The sequence below is a fragment of the uncultured Tenacibaculum sp. genome, assembly GCF_947498805.1.
GTDB lineage: Bacteria > Bacteroidota > Bacteroidia > Flavobacteriales > Flavobacteriaceae > Polaribacter.
Genome location: NZ_CANMLT010000001.1, coordinates 582,527 through 602,688 on the forward strand (window position 1 = coordinate 582,527; position 20,162 = coordinate 602,688).

Here is a 20,162-nt window from a genome sequence, read left to right on the forward strand (position 1 = left end):
ATATGAAGTCAAGAAGCCATATCATATTACTCATTGTCCTCTTGATTTCTTGTGGAAAAGAGAAAACAAATACTAAGCCCTTAAAGAAACCATATAAAGAAGTGAAAGCGAAAGACATACTAGGAAACTCTAATTACCTAGCTATATCTTACGGAGGATATCGTAAGAATACGAGAGAGATACAACCAACAATTGATGAGTTGAAAGAAGATATGAAAATTCTTCATGCGATGGGAGTTAAATTATTAAGAACCTATAATGTGCATTTACCACATGCTTCAAATTTATTGCAAGCAATTAGCGAGTTAAAGAAGGAAGAAGCAAGCTTTGAAATGTATGTTATGTTGGGTGCTTGGATAGATTGTAAAAATGCATGGACAGGCTTACCAGTAGACCATACACAAGAAAGCGAACAAAATAAAAAAGAAATAGATGAAGCTGTTAGACTAGCAAATCAATACCCAGATATAGTAAAAATAATAGCCGTTGGCAACGAAGCTATGGTAAAGTGGGCCACGAGTTATTATGTACAACCTTGGGTAATTTTAAAATGGGTAAACCATCTTCAAAACTTAAAAAAAGAAGAGAAGCTGGATAAAGATTTATGGATTACAAGTTCAGATAATTTTGCTTCTTGGGGAGGAGGAAGCAATGAATATCATGTAGAGGATTTAAACAAACTGATAGCTGCCGTAGACTTTATTTCTATGCACACCTATCCGATGCACGATACCCATTATAACCCACGATTTTGGGGTGTAAGTCAAAAAGAAGACACACTTTCTAGCTTAGAAAAAATAAAAGCCGCTATGCTTCGTGCACGTCGCTATGCAGAATCTCAATACCATGGTGTTGAACGGTATATGAAAAGTATTGGAGTTGACAAACCAATTCATATAGGAGAAACAGGTTGGGCTAGTTATTCTAACGAGTTTTATGGAAATAAAGGTTCTAAAGCCACAGATCAATATAAAGAAGCACTTTTTTATGAGCATATGAGAGATTGGACGGCTAAAGAAGGCATGTCGTGTTTCTATTTTGAAGCTTTTGATGAAACTTGGAAAGATGCTCAAAACCCCGAAGGATCAGAAAACCACTTTGGCTTATTTACTGTAGATGGAAAAGCAAAATATGCTTTATGGGATTTAGTAGATAAAGGAGTTTTTAAAGGATTAAAACGAGGAGGAAATACAATAGTTAAAACCTATAACGGAAGTAAAGAAAATCTTCTGGTAGATGTATTAATGCCTCCTTTAAGAAAGGAACTGGTAATAACACCATAACGATTATGATACTTATAAAGAGATTAACATTTTTCGTTCTAATTTTTATAATGATGACTCAATGTAAAAATAATTCAGAATTAAAGCTAGAAGTACTAGAAACATCAGCTAGTGGAAATAAATTAACACCAATATCTGAATTTTCTATAGAAGGAAATTTATCGAAAATAAGTATCAATCCTGAAAAAAAACATCAAACAATTACTGGGTTTGGAGGCTCTTTTACAGAAGCATCTGCCTATTTGTTAAACAAACTAAGTAAGAAAAATAGAGATAAAGTATTACAAGCATATTTTGGAAAGGAAGGAGCAAATTATTCCTTAACAAGAACGCATATAAGCTCCTGTGATTTTTCATTGAGTAACTATACATATGCTCCAGTAGCTGAAGATATGGAGCTTGAACATTTTAGTATAGAAGAGGATAAAGAAGATTTGGTACCCATGATAAAAGATGCTATGTCTATTTCTGATGAAGGGTTTAAGATTATAGCATCTCCATGGACCGCTCCACCTTGGATGAAAGATAATAACCATTGGGTTGGGGGTAAGCTGTTACCAAAATATAATGATAGTTATGCACTGTTCTTTTCTAAGTATTTAAAAGCTTATAAAAGAGAAGGAATTGATATATGGGGAGTAACAGTTGTTAATGAACCACATGGAAATGGAAACAATTGGGAGAGTATGCATTTCTCACCAAAAGAAATGACTGGTTTTGTACAATATCATCTAGGCCCTAAACTAGAAAAAGAAGGCTTAGAAAAGGTGAAAATCTTTGGATATGATCAGAATAGAGATGGTTTAAAGGAATGGGTAGATGAAATGTATAAAGATGAAAATTCTTCTAAATACTATGCAGGAACTGCAATTCATTGGTATGAGAGTACGGTTGACTATTTTCCAAAGGCATTACAATATGCACATAAGAAAGCTCCTAATAAGTATCTAATTCAAACAGAAGCTTGTGTAGATTCAGAAGTTCCTAAATGGAAAGACGATGCTTGGTATTGGAGCAAAGAAGCTACAGATTGGGGATGGGATTGGGCACCAGAACATCAGAAAAGTTGGCACCCTAAGTATGTACCTGTATACCGTTACGCAAGAGATATCATTGGTTGTTTAAATAATTGGGTAGATGGCTGGGTAGATTGGAATATGGTTTTAAATAAACAAGGAGGCCCTAATTGGTTTAAAAATTGGTGCGTAGCACCGGTTATAGTAGACGAAGAAGCAGATGAGGTATACTTAACACCAATTTATTATACACTTGCTCATTTCAGCAAATACATTCGCCCTAACGCAGTAATCATAGACTCACAAACAAATGATGCTCAAGTTATGGTTACCGCAGCACTCAATCCTGATAAGACCATTTCAGTAATATTATTTAATCCTACTCAAGAGAAGAAGCAGTTCACAATTGAGTTAAATAATAAAACGAAAAACATTTCAATAGGAAAGCAAGCAATACAAACTATCATCATTACTAATTAAAAGAAACTAACAATGTCACAATCAGTAAAAGTTCCATTCGGTCAAAAAGTCGCTTTTGGTGTTGGTATGTTTGCCAATCAAATGTTTCCTGCAATATTGGGTATTTTCATGGTAGTCTTGGTAGAAGATTTAAAATTTACAGGACTTATGTGGGGAATGATTTATTTATTCCCAAGATTGTTTGATGCTATCACCGATCCTTTAATGGGGTTTATTTCAGACAACACGAAATCAAAATGGGGAAGACGTAGACAATATGTTTTAGCAGGAGGAATTGTAATGGGAATTGCATACGTTTTTATGTGGCAACTCTTTAAAGAGAATACGGTACAATACAATTTTTGGTATTTCTTTCTTTGGTCTGTTGTGTTTTACTTAGGACTTACGCTTTTTAGTGTTCCTTACGTAGCTATGGGATATGAAATGAGTGATGATTTCCATGAACGCACAAATATTATGGCAATTGCTCAATGGATTGGGCAATGGGCTTGGGTAATAGCACCCTTATTTTGGATTATTATGTACGATCCAGAATGGTTCCCTTCTGCAGATGTAGCCGCCAGAAAGTTAGCCATATGGGTAGCCGTCCCATGTGCTATTTGTGCTATTGTACCCGCTTTGTTTATTAAAAGTGAATCTACCTTAGATAAAGATTATGAACCATTAAACCTTTTAAATATTAGTGGTAGCTTAAAGAAAATACTGAGGAGTTTTGTAGAAGCATTTCAAATGAAAGAGTTTAGAAAGTTATGTCTTGCTACATTCTTTATTTACAATGCCTTTATGGCTGTATCCTCATTAACATTTTTTGTAATAGTCTATAAATTGTTTAATGGTAGTGCAGAAGCATCGGGTATATGGATATCCCTATTTGGAGCTTTAGGAGCCTTAGGAACCACTTTTATAGTAATACCTGTTGTAGCCTGGCTTTCAAAAAGAATGGGTAAGAAAAAGGCATTTATGTTATGCCAAACGATTTCTATTCTAGGGTATATTATGATGTATTTTCTGTTTATTCCAGGAAAACCATGGATGTATATCATAGCCTTACCATTCTTTTCTTTCGGTATTGGAAGTTTATTTACCATTATGATGTCAATGACAGCCGATGTAATAGATATTGATGAATTGAATACAGGAAAACGTAGAGAAGGAATTTTTGGAGCAATTTATTGGTGGATGGTAAAAGTAGGTTTTGCAATTGCAGGAGCATTGAGTGGTGTTATCATATGGGCGGTTGGTTTTAATGCAGAGTTACCAACTGTAGAGCAGCAAGCTTCAGTAGATGGGCTACATGCATTTTTTTGCTTTTTCCCAATTATAGGAACAGTAGCAGCGATGTATGTAATGCGTAATTATAGTGTTTCAGAAGCAAGAGCTAATGAAATTCGTGCACAACTAGATCGTAGAAAGAAACCAGTAGGGTCTTCATACTATCAAACAAATAAATTGGCATCTTTATTTTCTTCTAATTTGAATATTGATAATTCTACAGAGATCGATTTCAAATCAAAATCAGCAGAAGAAATCAAAACAATGTTCAGAAACACATTGCAAAATAAGATGTACGGATTGTGTTTTAGTCCGTATTTAGAAGGGCAAAATATAGGAAATCAACTATCTGAAAACCAAATTCAACAACGTATGGATATTGTTGCTCCTTATACCGACTGGATTCGTTCTTTTTCATGTACAGACGGAAATGAGCTCATACCAAAAGTAGCAAGAAGTAGACGTTTAAAAACAATGGTGGGTGCTTGGATTGGAAATGATAGCGATAAGAACGCAGTAGAGATTGATAATTTAATCAAATTGGCTAAAGAAGGATATGTAGATGTTGCCGTGGCAGGAAATGAAGTTTTATTACGTGAAGATTTAAGCGAAGAAGAACTCATAAACAATATCCTCAAAGTAAAAAAAGCCTTGCCAGATATTTCGGTAGGATATGTAGATGCTTATTACCAATTTGTAGAAAGACCTAAATTGGTTGAAGTGTGCGATGTTATTTTGGTAAACTGTTATCCGTTCTGGGAAGGAAGTTCTATTGAAGAAGCTTCAGAGTATTTAAGAAAAATGGTTGCAGTTACAGAACAAGTAGCCAATGGAAAACAAGTGATTATTACAGAGACCGGATGGCCTAATAAAGGAGATAATACAGAGAAAGCAGAGCCTTCAGAGAATAATGCGATGAAATACTTTATAAATACCATTGTATGGTCTCAACAAAAAAATATACCGCTGTTTTATTTCTCTTCTTTTGATGAATCTTGGAAAGTACATCAAGAAGGAGATGTTGGTTCACGTTGGGGAATTTGGAACAAGAATGAAAAGTTAAAATATTAAAACAAAGAATTGCAATGTCATTTAGATCGGGAAAAATAAAATCTTTAACAGGAAGTTCAGGAATATCTTTTGAGGGGAAATCTACAGAAGATTTGAAGGAGTTATTCAATGATATTTTAACGAATGGAATGTATGGTTTATGTGCCAGTTTTTATGAAGAAGGTCAGGAGCCAGGAGATCAACTAACCGAAGAACAAATAAGAAGAAGATTAACCATTATGAAACCTCATATTAAATGGATTCGTTCTTTTTCTTGTACCGAAGGAAATGAGCTAATTCCCAAAATAGCTAAAGAAATGGGAATTAAAACCTTAGTGGGAGCTTGGTTAGGAGATGATTTAGAAATCAATGAAAACGAGATTAAGGGACTGATACAATTGGCAAAAGAAGGATATGTTGATATTGCTGCGGTAGGTAATGAAGTAATGTATAGGAAAGATTTATCGGAAGAAGAATTACTAGCATACATGCAACAAGTAAAAAAAGAGTTACCTACAAATATTCCTATGGGCTATGTTGATGCCTATTATGAATTTACTGAAAGACCTAAAATTACACAAGCTTGTGATGTCATACTTACCAACTGTTATCCTTATTGGGAAGGTTGTCATATAGATTATTCTTTGATGTATATGAAGCAAATGTATTATCAAGCTTTAGATGCAGCCAATGGAAAACCAGTTATTATTACAGAAACAGGTTGGCCAAGTAAGGGAGAAGGTTTAGAAGGAGCAATACCTTCTTATGAGAATGCCATAAAGTATTTGATAAATGCTCAAAAATGGTCATCAGAAGATAATATACCGATGTTCTATTTCTCTTCTTTTGATGAATCTTGGAAGGTTGGAGATGAAGGAGATGTAGGAGCATATTGGGGAATTTGGGATAAAAATGAAAAGTTAAAGTATTAAAAATGGTTACGTTAAAACAGTTATCTAAAGAGTTGGGAGTATCAATTTCAACTGTTTCTAAAGCTTTAAGTGATAGCTTTGAAATAAGTGAAAGGACCAAGAAAAAAGTACTGGCATTAGCTAGGAAATACAATTATCGTCCAAATAATGTAGCTGTTAATCTTAGAGCGAAATCTACAAAAACAATAGGGGTAATTATACCTAATATTTTCAATCATTTTTACACTAAAATTCTCTCTGGAATAGAACAAGAAGCAAAAAGGAATAACTATAAGGTTATTGTTTCTATCTCTAATGAAACAGTCTCTTCAGAAAAAGAAGGGATTTCTTTTTTCTCTAATGGAAGTGTAGACGGAATTTTGTTAGCACCTTCAGAAGAAACAGAAAAGTTAGGAAACTATAAGCATATTTCTGCCTTACACCAAAAAGAGATTCCGTTTGTATTATTTGATCGATATTCAGAAAAGTTGAATTCAGATAAAGTAATTATCAATGACTTTGATTCAGCAAAAAAAACGGTAAAGTATCTAATAAATAAAGGAAGGGAAGAAATAGTAGTCGTTTCTTTAATAAAACATTTGAGTGTAGGAGAGTTAAGAAAAAAAGGAGCTTTTGATGCATCTAAAAAAATTACACTATTAGAATTTGAAAAAGAGGAGGAGTTAGAAGAAGCATTTCTAAAATTAATTAAGCGTAAGCGTATAGATGCCGTTTTAGCATTGGATGAATTATCGGGTATTATAACTTTAAACATAGCAAGAACAGTAGCATTTAGAATTCCTGAAGAGTTAACCATTATTAGTTTTAGTCAAGGAGTTTTATCTGAATATTCGTATCCAAAACTTTCCACAATTAATCAGCATGCAAAAGAAATAGGAGAAAATTCTGTACAGTTATTATTAACTAGATTAAAAAACAAAGAAGCCTCTTATAAAACAAGAATCATTAAAACAGCTTTAGAGATTCATCAAACTTAAAAGAAACTATTATCTCGATTAGTAACTTGAGGTATTGCAGTTATATCAATACTTTCAATGAGTTATAAGATGCCTCATTTTAGTTATTGTTTACCATAACTTATCCTACTTAACAATAAAATTACAATTAGTTATACATTATTAAAAGTTTTCTTAACAAGAAAAAAGTTTACAAATAATAAATATTACGTTGATTTGTGATGTTGATATTTAATAATTGTAAACAAATAAGAAAACAAAATGACTAATAGTAAACTTTTATTATCGCTTTGCACTTTTTTCATAGCGTTAATTAATTATGCACAAACCGCCACTATAAAAGGGGTTATCAGTGACGGTTCTTATCCGCTACCAGGAGCTTCTGTTATGGTAAAAGATACCTCTAATGGTACCAACACCGATTTTGATGGTAATTTTACTTTATCGAATGTAGAATTAGGAAACATTGTTTTGGAAATATCTTATATCGCATTTCAAACAAAAACAATAACAGTTGATGTAAAAGAAAAAGGAAACAATCTAGGAACAATTAATCTATCTGAATCATCTCAAAGTTTAGATGAAGTAGTAGTAAAATCTTCTTCGAGAAGAAATAGCGAAGCAAGAGCCTTAAGTATTCAAAAAAGGTCAATGAGTATTATGAATGTAATAGCAGCAGATGGTATTGGAAAATTACCAGATAGGAATGCTGCTGAAACAGTTCAACGTATTCAAGGATTATCTATAGAAAGAGATCAAGGAGAAGGACGTTTTGTATCAGTTCGTGGTTTACCTCCTTTTTGGGCTTCTACTACAATTAATGGAAATCGTATTCCAACAGCAGAAGAAGAAACTACTTCTCGTGCAACTGCTTTCGATTTCTTTCCATCGGAAATGATTGGTTATGTACAAGCGGCAAAAGCTATTACACCAGATATGGAAGGTGATGGTATTGGTGGTTCTGTAAATTTTATCACACAAACTCCTCCATCTAAAGAAACATTAAGTGTAACATTAGGAACTGGAACAAATGAAAAAGCAGGAAAGGTAAACTACAATGCGGCTTTTACTTATGGGAATAGAACCCCAGATAATAAATTCGGATTTTTAGTAAACGTTTCTCATTGGAATCGTTCTTGGGCAACAGATAATTTCGAAGCACGTAGAAAAGGAGACCAAGGAGTATTTCGTTTAGAACTAAGAGATTATACAGGAGTAAGACAAACAACTGGAATAAATACGGTATTTGATTATAAACTAGATGATAATAATAAATTCATAGTAAGAGGTGTTTATGGAACCTTAGCTGATGAGGAAACTCACTATAAACATAGAATTCGCTTTGATAAGTTTGATGAAACGGATAATACAGCTAGAGTTGAGTTACAAAATATTCATGATGAGTTAATTACACAATTGGTCGCTTTTGATTTTGGAGGTGAACATAGTTTATTTGATGGAGCTGGTAAATTAGATTGGAATGTGGGTTCTTATGAGAATGAATTTAAGTATGGAAACATTCCAAACGCAGAAGATAACAGTTATTTCGTATTAAAATTCAATCAATCTGGAGTGGGGATTAAGCCAGCTTATGCGGTATCTAGACCTAATGGTGCTGGAGATCATAGAGCCTATTGGAAAGCAGATGGAGGACCAATGGACTTTAACAATCCATCAACTATTTTTGATGTGTTCTCAGATAGTAGCTTTACCTTAGATCCAACACAACAACAAATAGCTTCAGACGGATTAAACTTCTACAAAGTTTATGTAAACGAAAAAGATAGGGTTGTTTTAACAGCTAACTATGAGCATAAGTTTAATGATAAGTTTAAGGTTAAAGTAGGTGCTAAATACCGTGATAAAGTAAGAAAAGCTGAATACGGAGATTATTTCTACTCACCACAAGGAAATGCTAACATTGCACTTAGTAATCTATCTCAATACCTGATTACACAACCAGGTAAAAGTGATTTCTTAAAAGAATTGGCGCCGAACGCATCATCTTCTTTTAATCAAGTATTATCTACACAAGGAATGAGCGCCTTTTATAATTTGAATCAAGGTAATTTTAATTTTATCCCTGGAGATTCTGATGCTTTAGCTAGTGGAGGTGGATTGTCTAGAAATTTTACAGTAAATGAAGATCAATATGCAGCTTATGGTATGGCAACATTTAAAGCTTCAGATAAGTTAACTTTTGTTGGAGGTTTACGATTAGAGGCAACTAAAACGGCAGTAGAGGGATATTCTTATAACGAAGACGATAATGTATTGGTTAAAGCAAAAAACACCAATAGGTATCTAACTTATTTACCAGCATTACATGCAAGATATAGTTTTGATTCTAAAACAAACTTAAGAGCAGCGATTACAAGAACTTACGCAAGACCAAATTTTGGTGATATTTCACCAGGAGTTTCATATAGTGAAGCCGATAATGAAGCACAAGGAGGTAACCCTGGTCTAGAACCAACATTTTCATGGAACTACGATCTATTATTTGAACATTATTTTTCTAACGTAGGTATAATAAATGCAGGTGTATTTTATAAAGATTTAAAAGACCCAGTATTTGCTTCAACATCTATAATTGGAGGTGTAGAAACTAAAAGACCTGAAAATGGAGGAAAGGCTCACATTTTAGGATTAGAAGTAGGAGCAAATGTTCGTTTTGACATTTTTGCTAAAGAAGGCTTTTTAAGTAAACTAGGAATTCAAGCGAACGCTACTTTTATGGATTCTGAAATGATTATTCCAGGTGGAGATGAAAACGGAAATGATAGAACAGTAACTACACCATATCAAGCCAAAGAGTTATACAATGCACAATTATATTTTGAAGATGACAGGTTCAATTTAAGGTTTGCATTTAATCATAAAGGAAAATATGTAGTAGACTTTGGAGATAGAGATATTAATGATGAGTACTATGGGAACTATTCAACATTAGATTTTTCAGGATCATTAAGAATCAACGACCGTTTTTCAATTTTTGCCGATGTAAACAATATTCTAAATGAACCATTAATTTATCATTATGGAGCCAATGACACGGCAAGACCTAAGCAAGTAGAGTATTATGGAGTAAAAGGAAGTTTAGGTGTTAAGTTTAATCTGTAATTATTTTTCATTTTTTAAAAATGAACTCTGTTTAAATGCAAGCAAACTCTCTATCTAAGAGAGTTTGCCTTGTTAAAAAAAAATAAGATGAATATACGTTTTATAATACAAGCTTCTCTTGCAGCATTTGGCACTTACTTTTGTATGTATGCATTTCGAAAACCCTTTACGGTGGCTATATTTTCTTACGAAGTGTTTTTTGGAATCGACTATAAAATTTTGTTGATAATAGCTCAAATAATTGGATATACGTTGTCAAAATTTTTAGGAATAAAAATTATTTCTGAAATGAAAAGTCATCATAGAATAAAGTATCTAATTGGTTTTATTTTGTTTGCCGAGTTGGCCTTACTAGGTTTTGCAGCGATACCTGCTCCATATAATATTTTATTCTTGTTTTTGAATGGGTTACCTCTTGGAATGATATGGGGAATTGTATTTTCATACTTAGAAGGGAGGAAAGTTTCAGAATTGTTAGGAGTTATTTTATCATCTAGTTTTATAATCTCTTCAGGAGTGGTAAAATCGGTAGGGAAATGGACAATGGATTCGTTACAAGTATCTGAGTTTTGGATGCCTTTTGTGACGGGGTTGTTTTTTATTGTACCATTAGTCATATTTTCATGGTTACTGGAAAAACTTCCAGTACCAAATGAAGAGGATAATAAACTAAAAACAGCTAGAAAACCTTTAAATGGAATAGAAAGAAAAGAACTTTTTAAACTATATGCAATTCCATTAGTTTTGATAGTCTTTTTCTTTACGATACTTACAGCAATTAGAGATTTTAGAGACAACTTTGCTCGAGAAATTTGGGAAGCTTTAGGATATAATGACGCTTCTATTTTTAGTATATCAGAGATTCCAATAGCCATAATTGTACTTTTTATATTAGGATATATCGGTAGTGTTACCAAGAACTTTAAAGCCTTTACTTATTATCATTATGTATTAATATTTGGCACACTATCAATATTACTTTCCACCTATTTATTTCAGTTAGAAGTTATGTCTCCAATAGTATGGATGATTATTTCTGGTCTAGGATTATACGCCTGTTATGTACCTTTTAATGGAATCTTTTTTGACAGAATGATTGCTACTTTTAAAATTAAAGGGAACGTAGGTTTTCTTATTTATATAGCCGATGCTTTTGGGTATTTAGGTAGTGTACTCATTTTATTGTTTAAAAACTTTGGAAGCAAAGAAGTATCCTGGCTATCGTTTTTTATACAATCACTTTATATGTTAGGAGCAATTGGTTTTATGATTTCGGTCTATTGTTTATTGTTCTTTAAAAAGAAAAAGAAAAGAGAAAAATATTTTAATGAAAATCAACTTATTTATGAATAAAAAATATGATTTAATCGTAGTGGGAGGAGGAGTTTTAGGAACTTTTCATGCCTACCATGCATCAAAAAAAGGATTAATTGTAGCGATTTTAGAAAAAGACAGTAAACCGCAAGGAGCTACTGTAAGAAATTTTGGACAGGTTGTACCTTCAGGAATGAATGTAAAATGGCAGAATTATGGAAGAGAGAGTTTAGCCATTTATAAAGAAATTCAATCACAATTTGATGTTTCAATTCGTCAAAATGGTACTATTTATTTAGCTTCAAATGAGGAAGAGGTTCAATTAATAGAAGAGCTGTATCAAATAAATAAAAGTAATAGCTATCATTCTGAACTTTTAACGAAAGAACAATGTTTAAATAAGTATGCTGGTTTACGTGCAGATTATTGTAAAGCAGGCTTATTCTTTCCAGAAGAAGTTACTGTTGAGCCAAGAGTTATGATAAATCGTTTGCATGAATTTATGTTGGAAAATGGTATGATAGACATCTTTTATAGAACGAGTGTTGTTCATGTAGATGAAGCCAATGAAGTTGTTGAGTTAACAACGGCAATGGGAGAAGTTTTTAAAGCAGATAAAACAATCATTTGTAATGGTTCAGATTTTAAAGCTTTATACCCAACTATTTTTAATGAAAGTGATTTAGTCGTTTCAAAACTACAAATGTTACGAACTAAACCCCAAAAGAATTATAGGTTAGATGGTTCAATTTTAACAGGATTAACTATTAGAAGATATGAGGCCTTTGAAGAATGTCCGTCATGGAACTCTATCAAATTAAAGGAAGATCCAAATAGTTTTGAAAAGAAGTATGGCGTTCATATTTTATTTAAACAAGCTGTGGATGGTTCTGTCATCATTGGAGATTCTCATGAATATGCAGATGCCAAAAATATAGATGATTTAGGGTTTGATTTAAATGAAGAAATAGATGATTTTATGATAACTGAAGCAAAAAAAATAATTGATCTACCTAATTATCAAATTCAACAACGTTGGGCGGGGTTTTATAGCCAATGTAAAACAACCGATTTATTTCAACATACAGTAGGAAACAATATTCACATTGTTACTGGAATTGGAGGAAAAGGAATGACAGGAAGTGCAGGTTTTTCGAAAGAAAACATTAATAATATATTTAAATTAAGTACATGTTAGAAAATATAAAAATGGTTGTTTTTGATATGGCAGGAACAACGGTAGATGAGCATAATGTAGTATATAAAACGTTACAAAAATCTATAAACGATTATGGTATCGATGTTGATTTGGAAACTGTTTTAGAATTAGGTGCAGGAAAAGAAAAACATCAAGCAATAAAAGATGTATTGTCCTATTTAAATTTCAGTAAAACTGAATATTCTTATTTAATTTTTAATAACTTCAAAAAAAAGTTAAATGAAGCTTATTTAAAGCTTGAGGTAAAGCCAATTGATGGTGTTGAAGAAGTATTGCAAAAATTAAGAGAAGACAATATAAGAGTAGTTTTAAATACTGGATATGCTAGAGAGGTAGCAACTAATTTATTAAAGAAGTTAAATTGGATTGAAGGAATACATTACGATATGTTAATTACAGCATCAGATGTAGAAAAAGGAAGACCCCATCCAGAAATGATTCAAAAAGCTATGAAAGAGTTTAATGTTTCAAATGCAGCAGAAGTACTAAAAGCTGGAGACTCAGGAATAGATATTGAGGAAGGGAAAAATGCAGGTTGTGGCGTTACAATTGGAGTTTTATCAGGAGCTCAAAGTAGAGAACAATTGGAGATAGAAAATCCAACTTACATTTTAAACTCCTTAAAAGAATTAGTTTAACTTTTTGTAAACAAAGTGTTTACAGAATATCTCCTTTAAGTTAACTAGTTTATAATAAGATTAAGTATTGAAATTAGAGTTTTTTAAGTTTACTTATAGTGTATTTTTGATGTATAAAATTAACTATAAGTAAACTTTTTATGAAAACAACCTATCTTTTTAAGTTAAGTGCTTTAGCATTAACTTTAGTTTTTTCTAATTGTCAGGAGAATACAATAGAAGAAACAAAAACAGTTCAAGCATTAAGGAAATCAAGCAAAACAAGTCTTAAGAAAAAAGTACTTGTTGTAGGTTTCGATGGAATGCAACTTGAGAAAATTTCTGAAACGTCAACGCCAAACCTAGATGAGTTAACAATTGTAAAGGCGTACGCAGGAGGAATTGCAGGAACATCTTCAGAACAAAAAACAAAAAGTGGTCCAAGTTGGACAACCATTTTAACGGGGGTGTGGCTAAACAAACATGGAGTTGTAGACAATAATTCCTCTCAAAAATCAAACTCTAAAAGTGTATTTCAATTAATTAAAGAATCAAATTCTGGTTTAAAAACGGCTAGCGTGGTTACTTGGGCTCCAATACACGATTTTTTTAGAGATCAATTAGGCTTTATAGATTATCATTCAAAAAGTGGAGGAGACGAGAATACGGTATCAGGAGCAATTCGTGCAATTAACAATGAAAACTCCGATTTTGTATTTGTGCATTTAGATGATGTAGATGGAGTAGGACACTTTTCAGGGTTTGGAACTTCGTATAACAACGCTATTACTAGAGCAGATGAACAGTTTGGAAGAATTGTAGCCGAAGTAGAGAAGAGAACAAATGAAGATTGGTTAATCATGGTAGTTACAGATCATGGTAGAGAATCAAGCGGGTATGGTCATGGAAATCAAACATTAGGAGAAAAAACAATTTTTGTTGGAATGAATAAATCGGGTAATGAAGAGTTTTCAGGGTATGTAAATACACTTAATTCTGATTTTTCTGGGATTTATGGAAATGTAGCACAAACGGCAATTGTACCATCTGTATTAACACATTTAGGGATTCCTATTCAAAAAGAATGGCAATTGAATAGCACCTCATTAGTTGGAAATTTAGGGGTAAGAAAAGTGATGATGCAAAATCATAATACACTTTATTGGAATTCTACTGCAACAAACACCGTTGAAATTTATAGAAATAATACATTAATAGCAACGGTACCTGCATCACAGGGATCATATACAGATACTAATGCTGGAGAAGGGATGCTTAACTATACTTTGGTACTGAATGGGCAATCAGGATCTGTTGCATTGAACAATTCAAAAATTATAGCAGGATTAGATTGGAACGATCTTATAAATAATAGAGCTTATTTCTTTAGAAGTGATAACAAGTATGTTCGTTATAATAAAACGTTAGACAAAGCAGATAGTGGGTATCCTTATGAAACTAATAACAGTTCATGGCCAGGTTTAGGGAATTATAGAGATTTGATCAGTGCTGCTTTTAAATGGCACAATCATAAAGGCTATTTCTTCTTAAATGATGGAAGGTATTTACGTTATGATATGAACAATGACAGTGTAGATTCAGGATATCCAACAACAATTACTAATGGAAATTGGCCAGGATTAGAACCTTATAAAAATAGTATTGTAGCTGCTATTAATTGGAATAATAGCAGAGCATACTTCTTTTTAAATGATGGAAGATATATTAGATATAGTATTTCTAATGATCGAGTAGAGTCAGGGTATCCAGCTACCATTACTAACGGAAATTGGCCAGGATTAGGAAATTATAAGATGATGATTACTGCGGTTGTAGATTGGAATACTACCTATTGCTATTTTTTCTTAGATAATAACACCTACATAAAATACAATAAGTTAACAGATAGTGCGGTTTCAGGATACCCTAAACCAATAAATAATAATACTTGGCCAGGACTAAATAATTAAAAGAGGTATGTATAAGAAGGGTTCATTATGAACCCTTTTTTAATTATTTTCAGAATAAAAGTAAAGTACTAGCATAGTACAATCTTTTTGAGATCTATTCACAGGAACATGAGGAATTCTCCCGTCAAAATATAGAGAGTCTCCTTCAATAACTGTTACTTCTTCGTTGTCTATTAAATAAGTACATTCTCCACTAAGTATATACTTAAATTCCCATGCATCAGTAATTACTTTTTCTCTTTTAGAGTTAGGAGAAATAGTTAATAACACTGCTTCAAATCCAACTGCATTTAAACTTTTTCCAAAAATTTGATGATAGGTAAAACCTTCTGCTTCAATTTCTTTTTCAATAAGTTGATGCTGCTCTTTAGTTACATGAATATACTTTGCATTGTTCTTTTTTTCTACTCCTTCAAAAAAAGTACTAGCATCAATCTCAAGCGCTGATATAATTTCTAAAAAAACAGGTAGAGAAGGAATGGTTCTACCATTTTCAATTCTAGAAATTAAGCCATTTGAAACATTGGCATTATTAGCAAGAGTATTTATTGTAATGCCTTGCTTTTTTCGAATTTCTTTTATGCGTTTTCCAATACCTATAAGGAAATTATCCATGGGTAAAAATTTACGTACTAAAGTATTAATTTTTCCTATTTGTAAAAAAGAAAATAAGAGAGAGTTTTATGAATGTTTTTTAAAAGTCTACGAGGCTTAATTATCTTCTTCTATTAGCTAATAATGGGGGCGGTTCTCCTTTAAAAGGGTTCCATCTAGAAATACTTTTAGCTTCCATACCTTGGGCGCGCATTACAGCTCTATCACCATATCGTTCTCTTAGTTTGTCCATTGCGCTATATAAGTTGATAATCTTTTCATCATCATCAAAAAGATCAATTTGATGAGCACCTTCAACCAAATGTGAAAATCGAACACCCACAAGACGAACGAGCATTCTTCTTTTGTAAAGTTTTTTATAGAGCTCTTTAACAATAGGAATTATTTTATGATCAGCAGCACTATAAGGAATGCGTTGTTGCTGGGTATAGGTTTGGAAATCGGAATATCGTATTTTAAAAGTAATACATGCAGTAAGTTTATTTCCGCGTCGTAATTGGTAAGCTAAGTTCTCGGCCATAGCCACAATAATGCTTTCTAATTTTCTAACATCTGTGGTGTCTTTATCAAAAGTACGTTCGGTAGAGATTGATTTTCGTTCATGGTATTGTACAACAGGACTGTTATCGATACCATTTGCTTTTTTCCAAATAGCAACTCCGTTTTTTCCAAATACTCTCGACATCATTTCAATAGGCATTTCTTGAATAGATTTAATTCTTTTCAATCCTAAATCGCAAAGAGATCTGTAGGTAACTTCACCAACCATAGGAATTTTCTTTACAGAAAGAGGAGAGAGAAACGGTTTTTCACTGCCTTTATCAATTTTAATTTGATTGTTGGGTTTTGCTTCTCCCGTAGCAATTTTAGAGACCGTTTTATTAATAGAGTGTCCAAATGAAATAGGAAGTCCGGTTTCTTTAATGATTTTTTGTCGGAGCTCTGTAGCTAATTTATGACAACCAAAGAATTTATCCATTCCAGTTAAATCTATATAGAATTCATCTACAGAGGTCTTTTCATATAGAGGAACCGATTCTTTGATTACTTCGGTAACTAAATTAGAATACTTAGAATAAATTTGAGAGTTTCCCCGAATAATAATAGCTTCAGGACATAATTGCTTTGCCATTCGCATAGGCATAGCAGAATGAATTCCGAAAGTTCTGGCTTCGTAACTACAAGAAGCTACGACACCTCTGTCGGAGGTACCACCTATAAGGATGGGTTTGCCAATTAATTTACTATCTAATAATCGTTCACAAGAAACAAAGAAAGTATCGAGATCCATATGTACAATTGATCTTTGTGTACTCATAATATGCTTTTTTTAGGTTTAGGGCGTTGTGCTTTTCTACTGTCTGCATATCGGGGATCTTCTATAATGGCAAGGCGTTGCATTGTTTTTGTTTCAATAGAAATACAATCAAACTCCTCTATAACTTTACCTGTTATTCGGTAGATGCCTTTACCTCTAAATGGAAATTTTTTAGCCTCTGGTGGAAAGTGAACCGTATCAATAAAATCACCTTCGAGATCTAAAAATGTTCCAAAGTACATTTGTTGTCCTTTTGAAGTGCTTGTCTTTTTTATAGTAACCAAATACCCTTCAATAGTAATATACCTTCCTGTATAATGTGGAAGCATTTTAGCGCGAATAGGGTGAAGTTTTTTTTCTACAAGAAGACTAAAAGGACTTGATAATGGAAACCCTAATAACTCAATTTGATCAAAGGCATTTTCTAATTGAGTAGAGTTTAACTTAGGGATCTCATAATGTACTTTTTCTACTTGAAATAGGGATATATGAAATTCATCAACCGTTACATTGTTAATTTTCATATGTGCTTCCCATAAGAGTTCTCTTTTGTGTTTTTTAGAAAAACGAAAAGCATCTATTTTTATTAAAATAGTAATCTGTTCTACAGAAATAGGAACACGTTCTATGAAATCATCTAAAGAAGTAAAAGCACCATTGGCATTTCTTTCTACTAAAATTTTTTGAATAGTTTTTGCTTCTAAAGATTGTAAAAAACGAAAACCAAGATAAATATCTTTCCTTTGAATAATAGCTAAATATTCACTTGTATTAATGCAAGGAGCATGAATAATACCTCCATGTAATCGAGCTTCATGAATGTATAATTCAATACTATAAAAACCTCCTGAATTATTAATAGTAGCTACCATGTATTCTAGAGGATAATAGGCTTTTAAAAATAAACTTTGATAGCTTTCTACAGCATAAGAAGCAGAATGTCCTTTCGCAAAAGCATATCCAGCAAAACTTTCTATTTGTCTCCATACATCTTTGGTCAGTTCAAAACTCTTTCCTGAGTTTCTACAATTATCAAAAAACTGTTGTTTTACTTTTAAGAACTCCTCACGAGATCGAAATTTCCCTGACATTCCACGGCGTAACATATCGGCTTCTCCCAAGGTAAGGCCTCCAAAATAATGTGCTACTTTAATCACATCTTCTTGGTATACCATAACTCCATAAGTTTCTGGCATAATATCTAGTAGTACAGGGTGTGCATCTTTTCTTCTATTGGGATATCTGAAGCGTAAAATATATTCACGCATCATACCCGATTTAGCTACTCCAGGTCTAATTACCGAACTAGCGGCTACTAATCCTAAATAATGATCTACTTGTAGTTTCTTAAGTAGCATTCTCATAGCTGGAGACTCTACATAAAAACAACCAATAGCTTTCGCGTTTTTTAATAGGTATTTAATTCGAACATCTTCTTTAAACTTTGCAATATTATGAATGTCAATAGGAGGGAGTTCAGGGTGATTATTAGCTACAATTGACACCGTATCTTTAATTTTCCCTAGACCGCGCTGACTAAGAATATCAAATTTATACAAACCAATATCTTCAGCAACGACCATATCTATGTGGGTGGTTGCAAAACCTTTAGGAGGCATAAAAGTTGCACAGTAATGATGTATTGGTTTTTCAGAAATAAGTATTCCACTGGCATGAATTCCTAGGTAATTAGGAAAACCTTGAATATAGGTACTGTAAATAATTACCAATTGCGATAATTTATCTAAGGTATTATAGTTGTAGTTTCCAGAAGACAGTAAATCAATTTCACTTTTAGGTAATCCAAAAACCTTTCCCAACTCTCTAATTGCAGCTTTAAACTTAAAAGTATTGTATACAGTAATTAATGCCGTATTTGGAAATCGGTTAAAGATAAATTCCGTAATATCATCTCTATCTTGCCAAGAAAAATCAATATCAAAATCGGGTGGATTCTTTCTATAGAGATTGATAAAGCGTTCAAAATATAGGTCTAGTTCAATAGGATCTACATCGGTAATTCTTAAAAGGTAGGCAATAATACTGTTGGCTCCACTACCTCTTCCAACATAAAAATAACCTTTAGAACGAGCGTATTTGAGTATTTTCCAATTGATTAAAAAGTAAGAAACAAAGCCCTTTTCTTTTATAATTTCTAATTCTTTATCAATTCTTTCAAATACCTGTGAATCAGGTTGTGGATAGCGATACTTAATTCCATTAAGACTCAGTTTCTTTAAAAGTTTATAGTCTAAAACTTCATTTCCTGTATATGATTTTTGATTGTTTGGAGTATTTTCAGAGAAATCAAAATCAATAGAACATTTTGAAAAGAGTTCCTGTGTATTTGCAATAATTTGCGGATACTCTTCAAAATAGGTTAGCAATTCTTCTTTTGAAATAAACTGATGTGTTTCTTTACCTTGTTCGGTAGTTTCTAAACGACTTAAAAGTTCGTTGTTATCAATAGCTCTCAATAATCTATGCGTATTAAAACCTTTTTTATTTTGAAAACTTACGGTATGAAGAATTACAAGTTTATCTAATTTGTTTTTCCATTTTGAAAAAGGAAGTCGTGTTAATTCAGTATGAGAAATACCTATAAATTCATTAGAGGCTAATTCAAATTCTATGCTTTTTTCAAAAGGGTATATAACAAATGTATGAGCTAGGCTTTTGGCTCTTGTAGGAATCTCTAAATTCTCCTGATGCAAAAATTCAGAGAGGTAGGTGTTTATATTTTGAAAACCGCTATTATTTTGAGCAATTAAAACAAACTCTTGATAAGCCTTATTACGAAAATCTACCCCTACCAAAGGAGTAATGTTATATTTTGGAGCCAATCGTATAAACTCTAAACAAGCAGCAGTATTATTAATGTCGGTTAAAGTAATGGTGTTGATCTTCATGTTTTTAGCAAGCTCTAACAACTCTTCAGTGCTCATGGAACCATAACGTAAACTGTAATATGTATGACAATTTATAAACATGCTACAA

At 32.5% G+C, this 20,162-nt stretch carries 13 protein-coding genes; 10 read left to right on the forward strand and 3 right to left on the reverse strand.

Annotated features, from left to right (window positions below; all coding sequences use genetic code 11):
• Positions 1–2 precede the first annotated feature (2 nt).
• From Q0873_RS02870 to Q0873_RS02915, 10 genes are all read left to right on the forward strand, one after another.
• The gene (locus Q0873_RS02870; protein ID WP_299104270.1) at positions 3–1,283 is read left to right on the forward strand and encodes a glycosyl hydrolase family 17 protein; all 1,281 of its coding nucleotides are present in this window, start codon (positions 3–5) and stop codon (positions 1,281–1,283) included.
• Positions 1,284–1,333: 50 nt separating this feature from the next.
• Complete coding sequence (locus Q0873_RS02875; protein WP_299104272.1) at positions 1,334–2,779, forward strand: glycoside hydrolase family 30 protein; 1,446 nt, start codon at positions 1,334–1,336, stop codon at positions 2,777–2,779.
• Between the two features lie 12 nt (positions 2,780–2,791).
• Positions 2,792–5,122 carry an MFS transporter gene (locus Q0873_RS02880; RefSeq protein ID WP_299104273.1) on the forward strand — a complete coding sequence of 777 codons (2,331 nt, stop codon included), beginning with the start codon at positions 2,792–2,794 and terminating at the stop codon, positions 5,120–5,122.
• A 14-nt stretch (positions 5,123–5,136) separates the two neighbouring features.
• The gene (locus Q0873_RS02885) at positions 5,137–6,033 is read left to right on the forward strand and encodes a glycosyl hydrolase family 17 protein (protein WP_299104274.1); all 897 of its coding nucleotides are present in this window, start codon (positions 5,137–5,139) and stop codon (positions 6,031–6,033) included.
• Positions 6,034–6,035: 2 nt separating this feature from the next.
• The gene (locus tag Q0873_RS02890; protein WP_299104275.1) at positions 6,036–7,010 is read left to right on the forward strand and encodes a LacI family DNA-binding transcriptional regulator; all 975 of its coding nucleotides are present in this window, start codon (positions 6,036–6,038) and stop codon (positions 7,008–7,010) included.
• Positions 7,011–7,250: 240 nt separating this feature from the next.
• A complete protein-coding gene (locus Q0873_RS02895; protein WP_299104276.1) occupies positions 7,251–10,112 on the forward strand; it encodes a TonB-dependent receptor in 2,862 nt (953 codons plus the stop codon).
• Between the two features lie 87 nt (positions 10,113–10,199).
• Entirely contained in the window at positions 10,200–11,465 is a 1,266-nt protein-coding gene (locus Q0873_RS02900; protein ID WP_299104278.1) for a DUF5690 family protein, read from the forward strand.
• Positions 11,458–12,624: a TIGR03364 family FAD-dependent oxidoreductase gene (locus tag Q0873_RS02905; protein WP_299104332.1), complete on the forward strand. Its 1,167-nt coding sequence runs from the start codon at positions 11,458–11,460 to the stop codon at positions 12,622–12,624. Before Q0873_RS02900 ends, Q0873_RS02905 begins: the two co-directional genes overlap by 8 nt.
• Entirely contained in the window at positions 12,618–13,283 is a 666-nt protein-coding gene (locus Q0873_RS02910) for a phosphonatase-like hydrolase (protein WP_299104279.1), read from the forward strand. The genes Q0873_RS02905 and Q0873_RS02910 overlap by 7 nt, the downstream gene beginning before the upstream one ends.
• 140 nt (positions 13,284–13,423) lie before the next feature.
• Positions 13,424–15,232: an alkaline phosphatase family protein gene (locus Q0873_RS02915; protein WP_299104280.1), complete on the forward strand. Its 1,809-nt coding sequence runs from the start codon at positions 13,424–13,426 to the stop codon at positions 15,230–15,232.
• Between the two features lie 39 nt (positions 15,233–15,271).
• On the opposite strand, the gene Q0873_RS02920 is transcribed toward Q0873_RS02915, so the two are convergent.
• From Q0873_RS02920 to dnaE, 3 genes are all read right to left on the reverse strand, one after another.
• The gene (locus tag Q0873_RS02920; RefSeq protein WP_299104281.1) at positions 15,272–15,847 is read right to left on the reverse strand and encodes an XRE family transcriptional regulator; all 576 of its coding nucleotides are present in this window, start codon (positions 15,845–15,847) and stop codon (positions 15,272–15,274) included.
• A 100-nt stretch (positions 15,848–15,947) separates the two neighbouring features.
• Entirely contained in the window at positions 15,948–17,165 is a 1,218-nt protein-coding gene (gene dinB / locus Q0873_RS02925) for a DNA polymerase IV (RefSeq protein ID WP_299104282.1), read from the reverse strand.
• Positions 17,162–20,155 (reverse strand): DNA polymerase III subunit alpha, encoded by a 2,994-nt coding sequence (gene dnaE, locus Q0873_RS02930; RefSeq protein ID WP_299104283.1) that lies wholly within the window; start codon positions 20,153–20,155, stop codon positions 17,162–17,164. The genes dinB and dnaE overlap by 4 nt, the downstream gene beginning before the upstream one ends.
• Positions 20,156–20,162 lie beyond the last annotated feature (7 nt).

Excerpts from the sequence above, each read along its gene's own strand:
- Q0873_RS02890 (WP_299104275.1), top strand. The coding sequence starts at position 6,036 with ATGGTTACGTTAAAACAGTTATCTAAAGAGTTGGGAGTATCAATTTCA.
- Q0873_RS02915 (WP_299104280.1), top strand. The coding sequence starts at position 13,424 with ATGAAAACAACCTATCTTTTTAAGTTAAGTGCTTTAGCATTAACTTTA.
- dinB (WP_299104282.1), bottom strand. The coding sequence starts at position 17,165 with ATGAGTACACAAAGATCAATTGTACATATGGATCTCGATACTTTCTTT.
- Q0873_RS02870 (WP_299104270.1), top strand. The coding sequence starts at position 3 with ATGAAGTCAAGAAGCCATATCATATTACTCATTGTCCTCTTGATTTCT.
- Q0873_RS02875 (WP_299104272.1), top strand. The coding sequence starts at position 1,334 with ATGATGACTCAATGTAAAAATAATTCAGAATTAAAGCTAGAAGTACTA.
- Q0873_RS02895 (WP_299104276.1), top strand. The coding sequence starts at position 7,251 with ATGACTAATAGTAAACTTTTATTATCGCTTTGCACTTTTTTCATAGCG.
- Q0873_RS02900 (WP_299104278.1), top strand. The coding sequence starts at position 10,200 with ATGAATATACGTTTTATAATACAAGCTTCTCTTGCAGCATTTGGCACT.
- Q0873_RS02885 (WP_299104274.1), top strand. The coding sequence starts at position 5,137 with ATGTCATTTAGATCGGGAAAAATAAAATCTTTAACAGGAAGTTCAGGA.
- dnaE (WP_299104283.1), bottom strand. The coding sequence starts at position 20,155 with ATGTTTATAAATTGTCATACATATTACAGTTTACGTTATGGTTCCATG.
- Q0873_RS02880 (WP_299104273.1), top strand. The coding sequence starts at position 2,792 with ATGTCACAATCAGTAAAAGTTCCATTCGGTCAAAAAGTCGCTTTTGGT.
- Q0873_RS02920 (WP_299104281.1), bottom strand. The coding sequence starts at position 15,847 with ATGGATAATTTCCTTATAGGTATTGGAAAACGCATAAAAGAAATTCGA.
- Q0873_RS02910 (WP_299104279.1), top strand. The coding sequence starts at position 12,618 with ATGTTAGAAAATATAAAAATGGTTGTTTTTGATATGGCAGGAACAACG.
- Q0873_RS02905 (WP_299104332.1), top strand. The coding sequence starts at position 11,458 with ATGAATAAAAAATATGATTTAATCGTAGTGGGAGGAGGAGTTTTAGGA.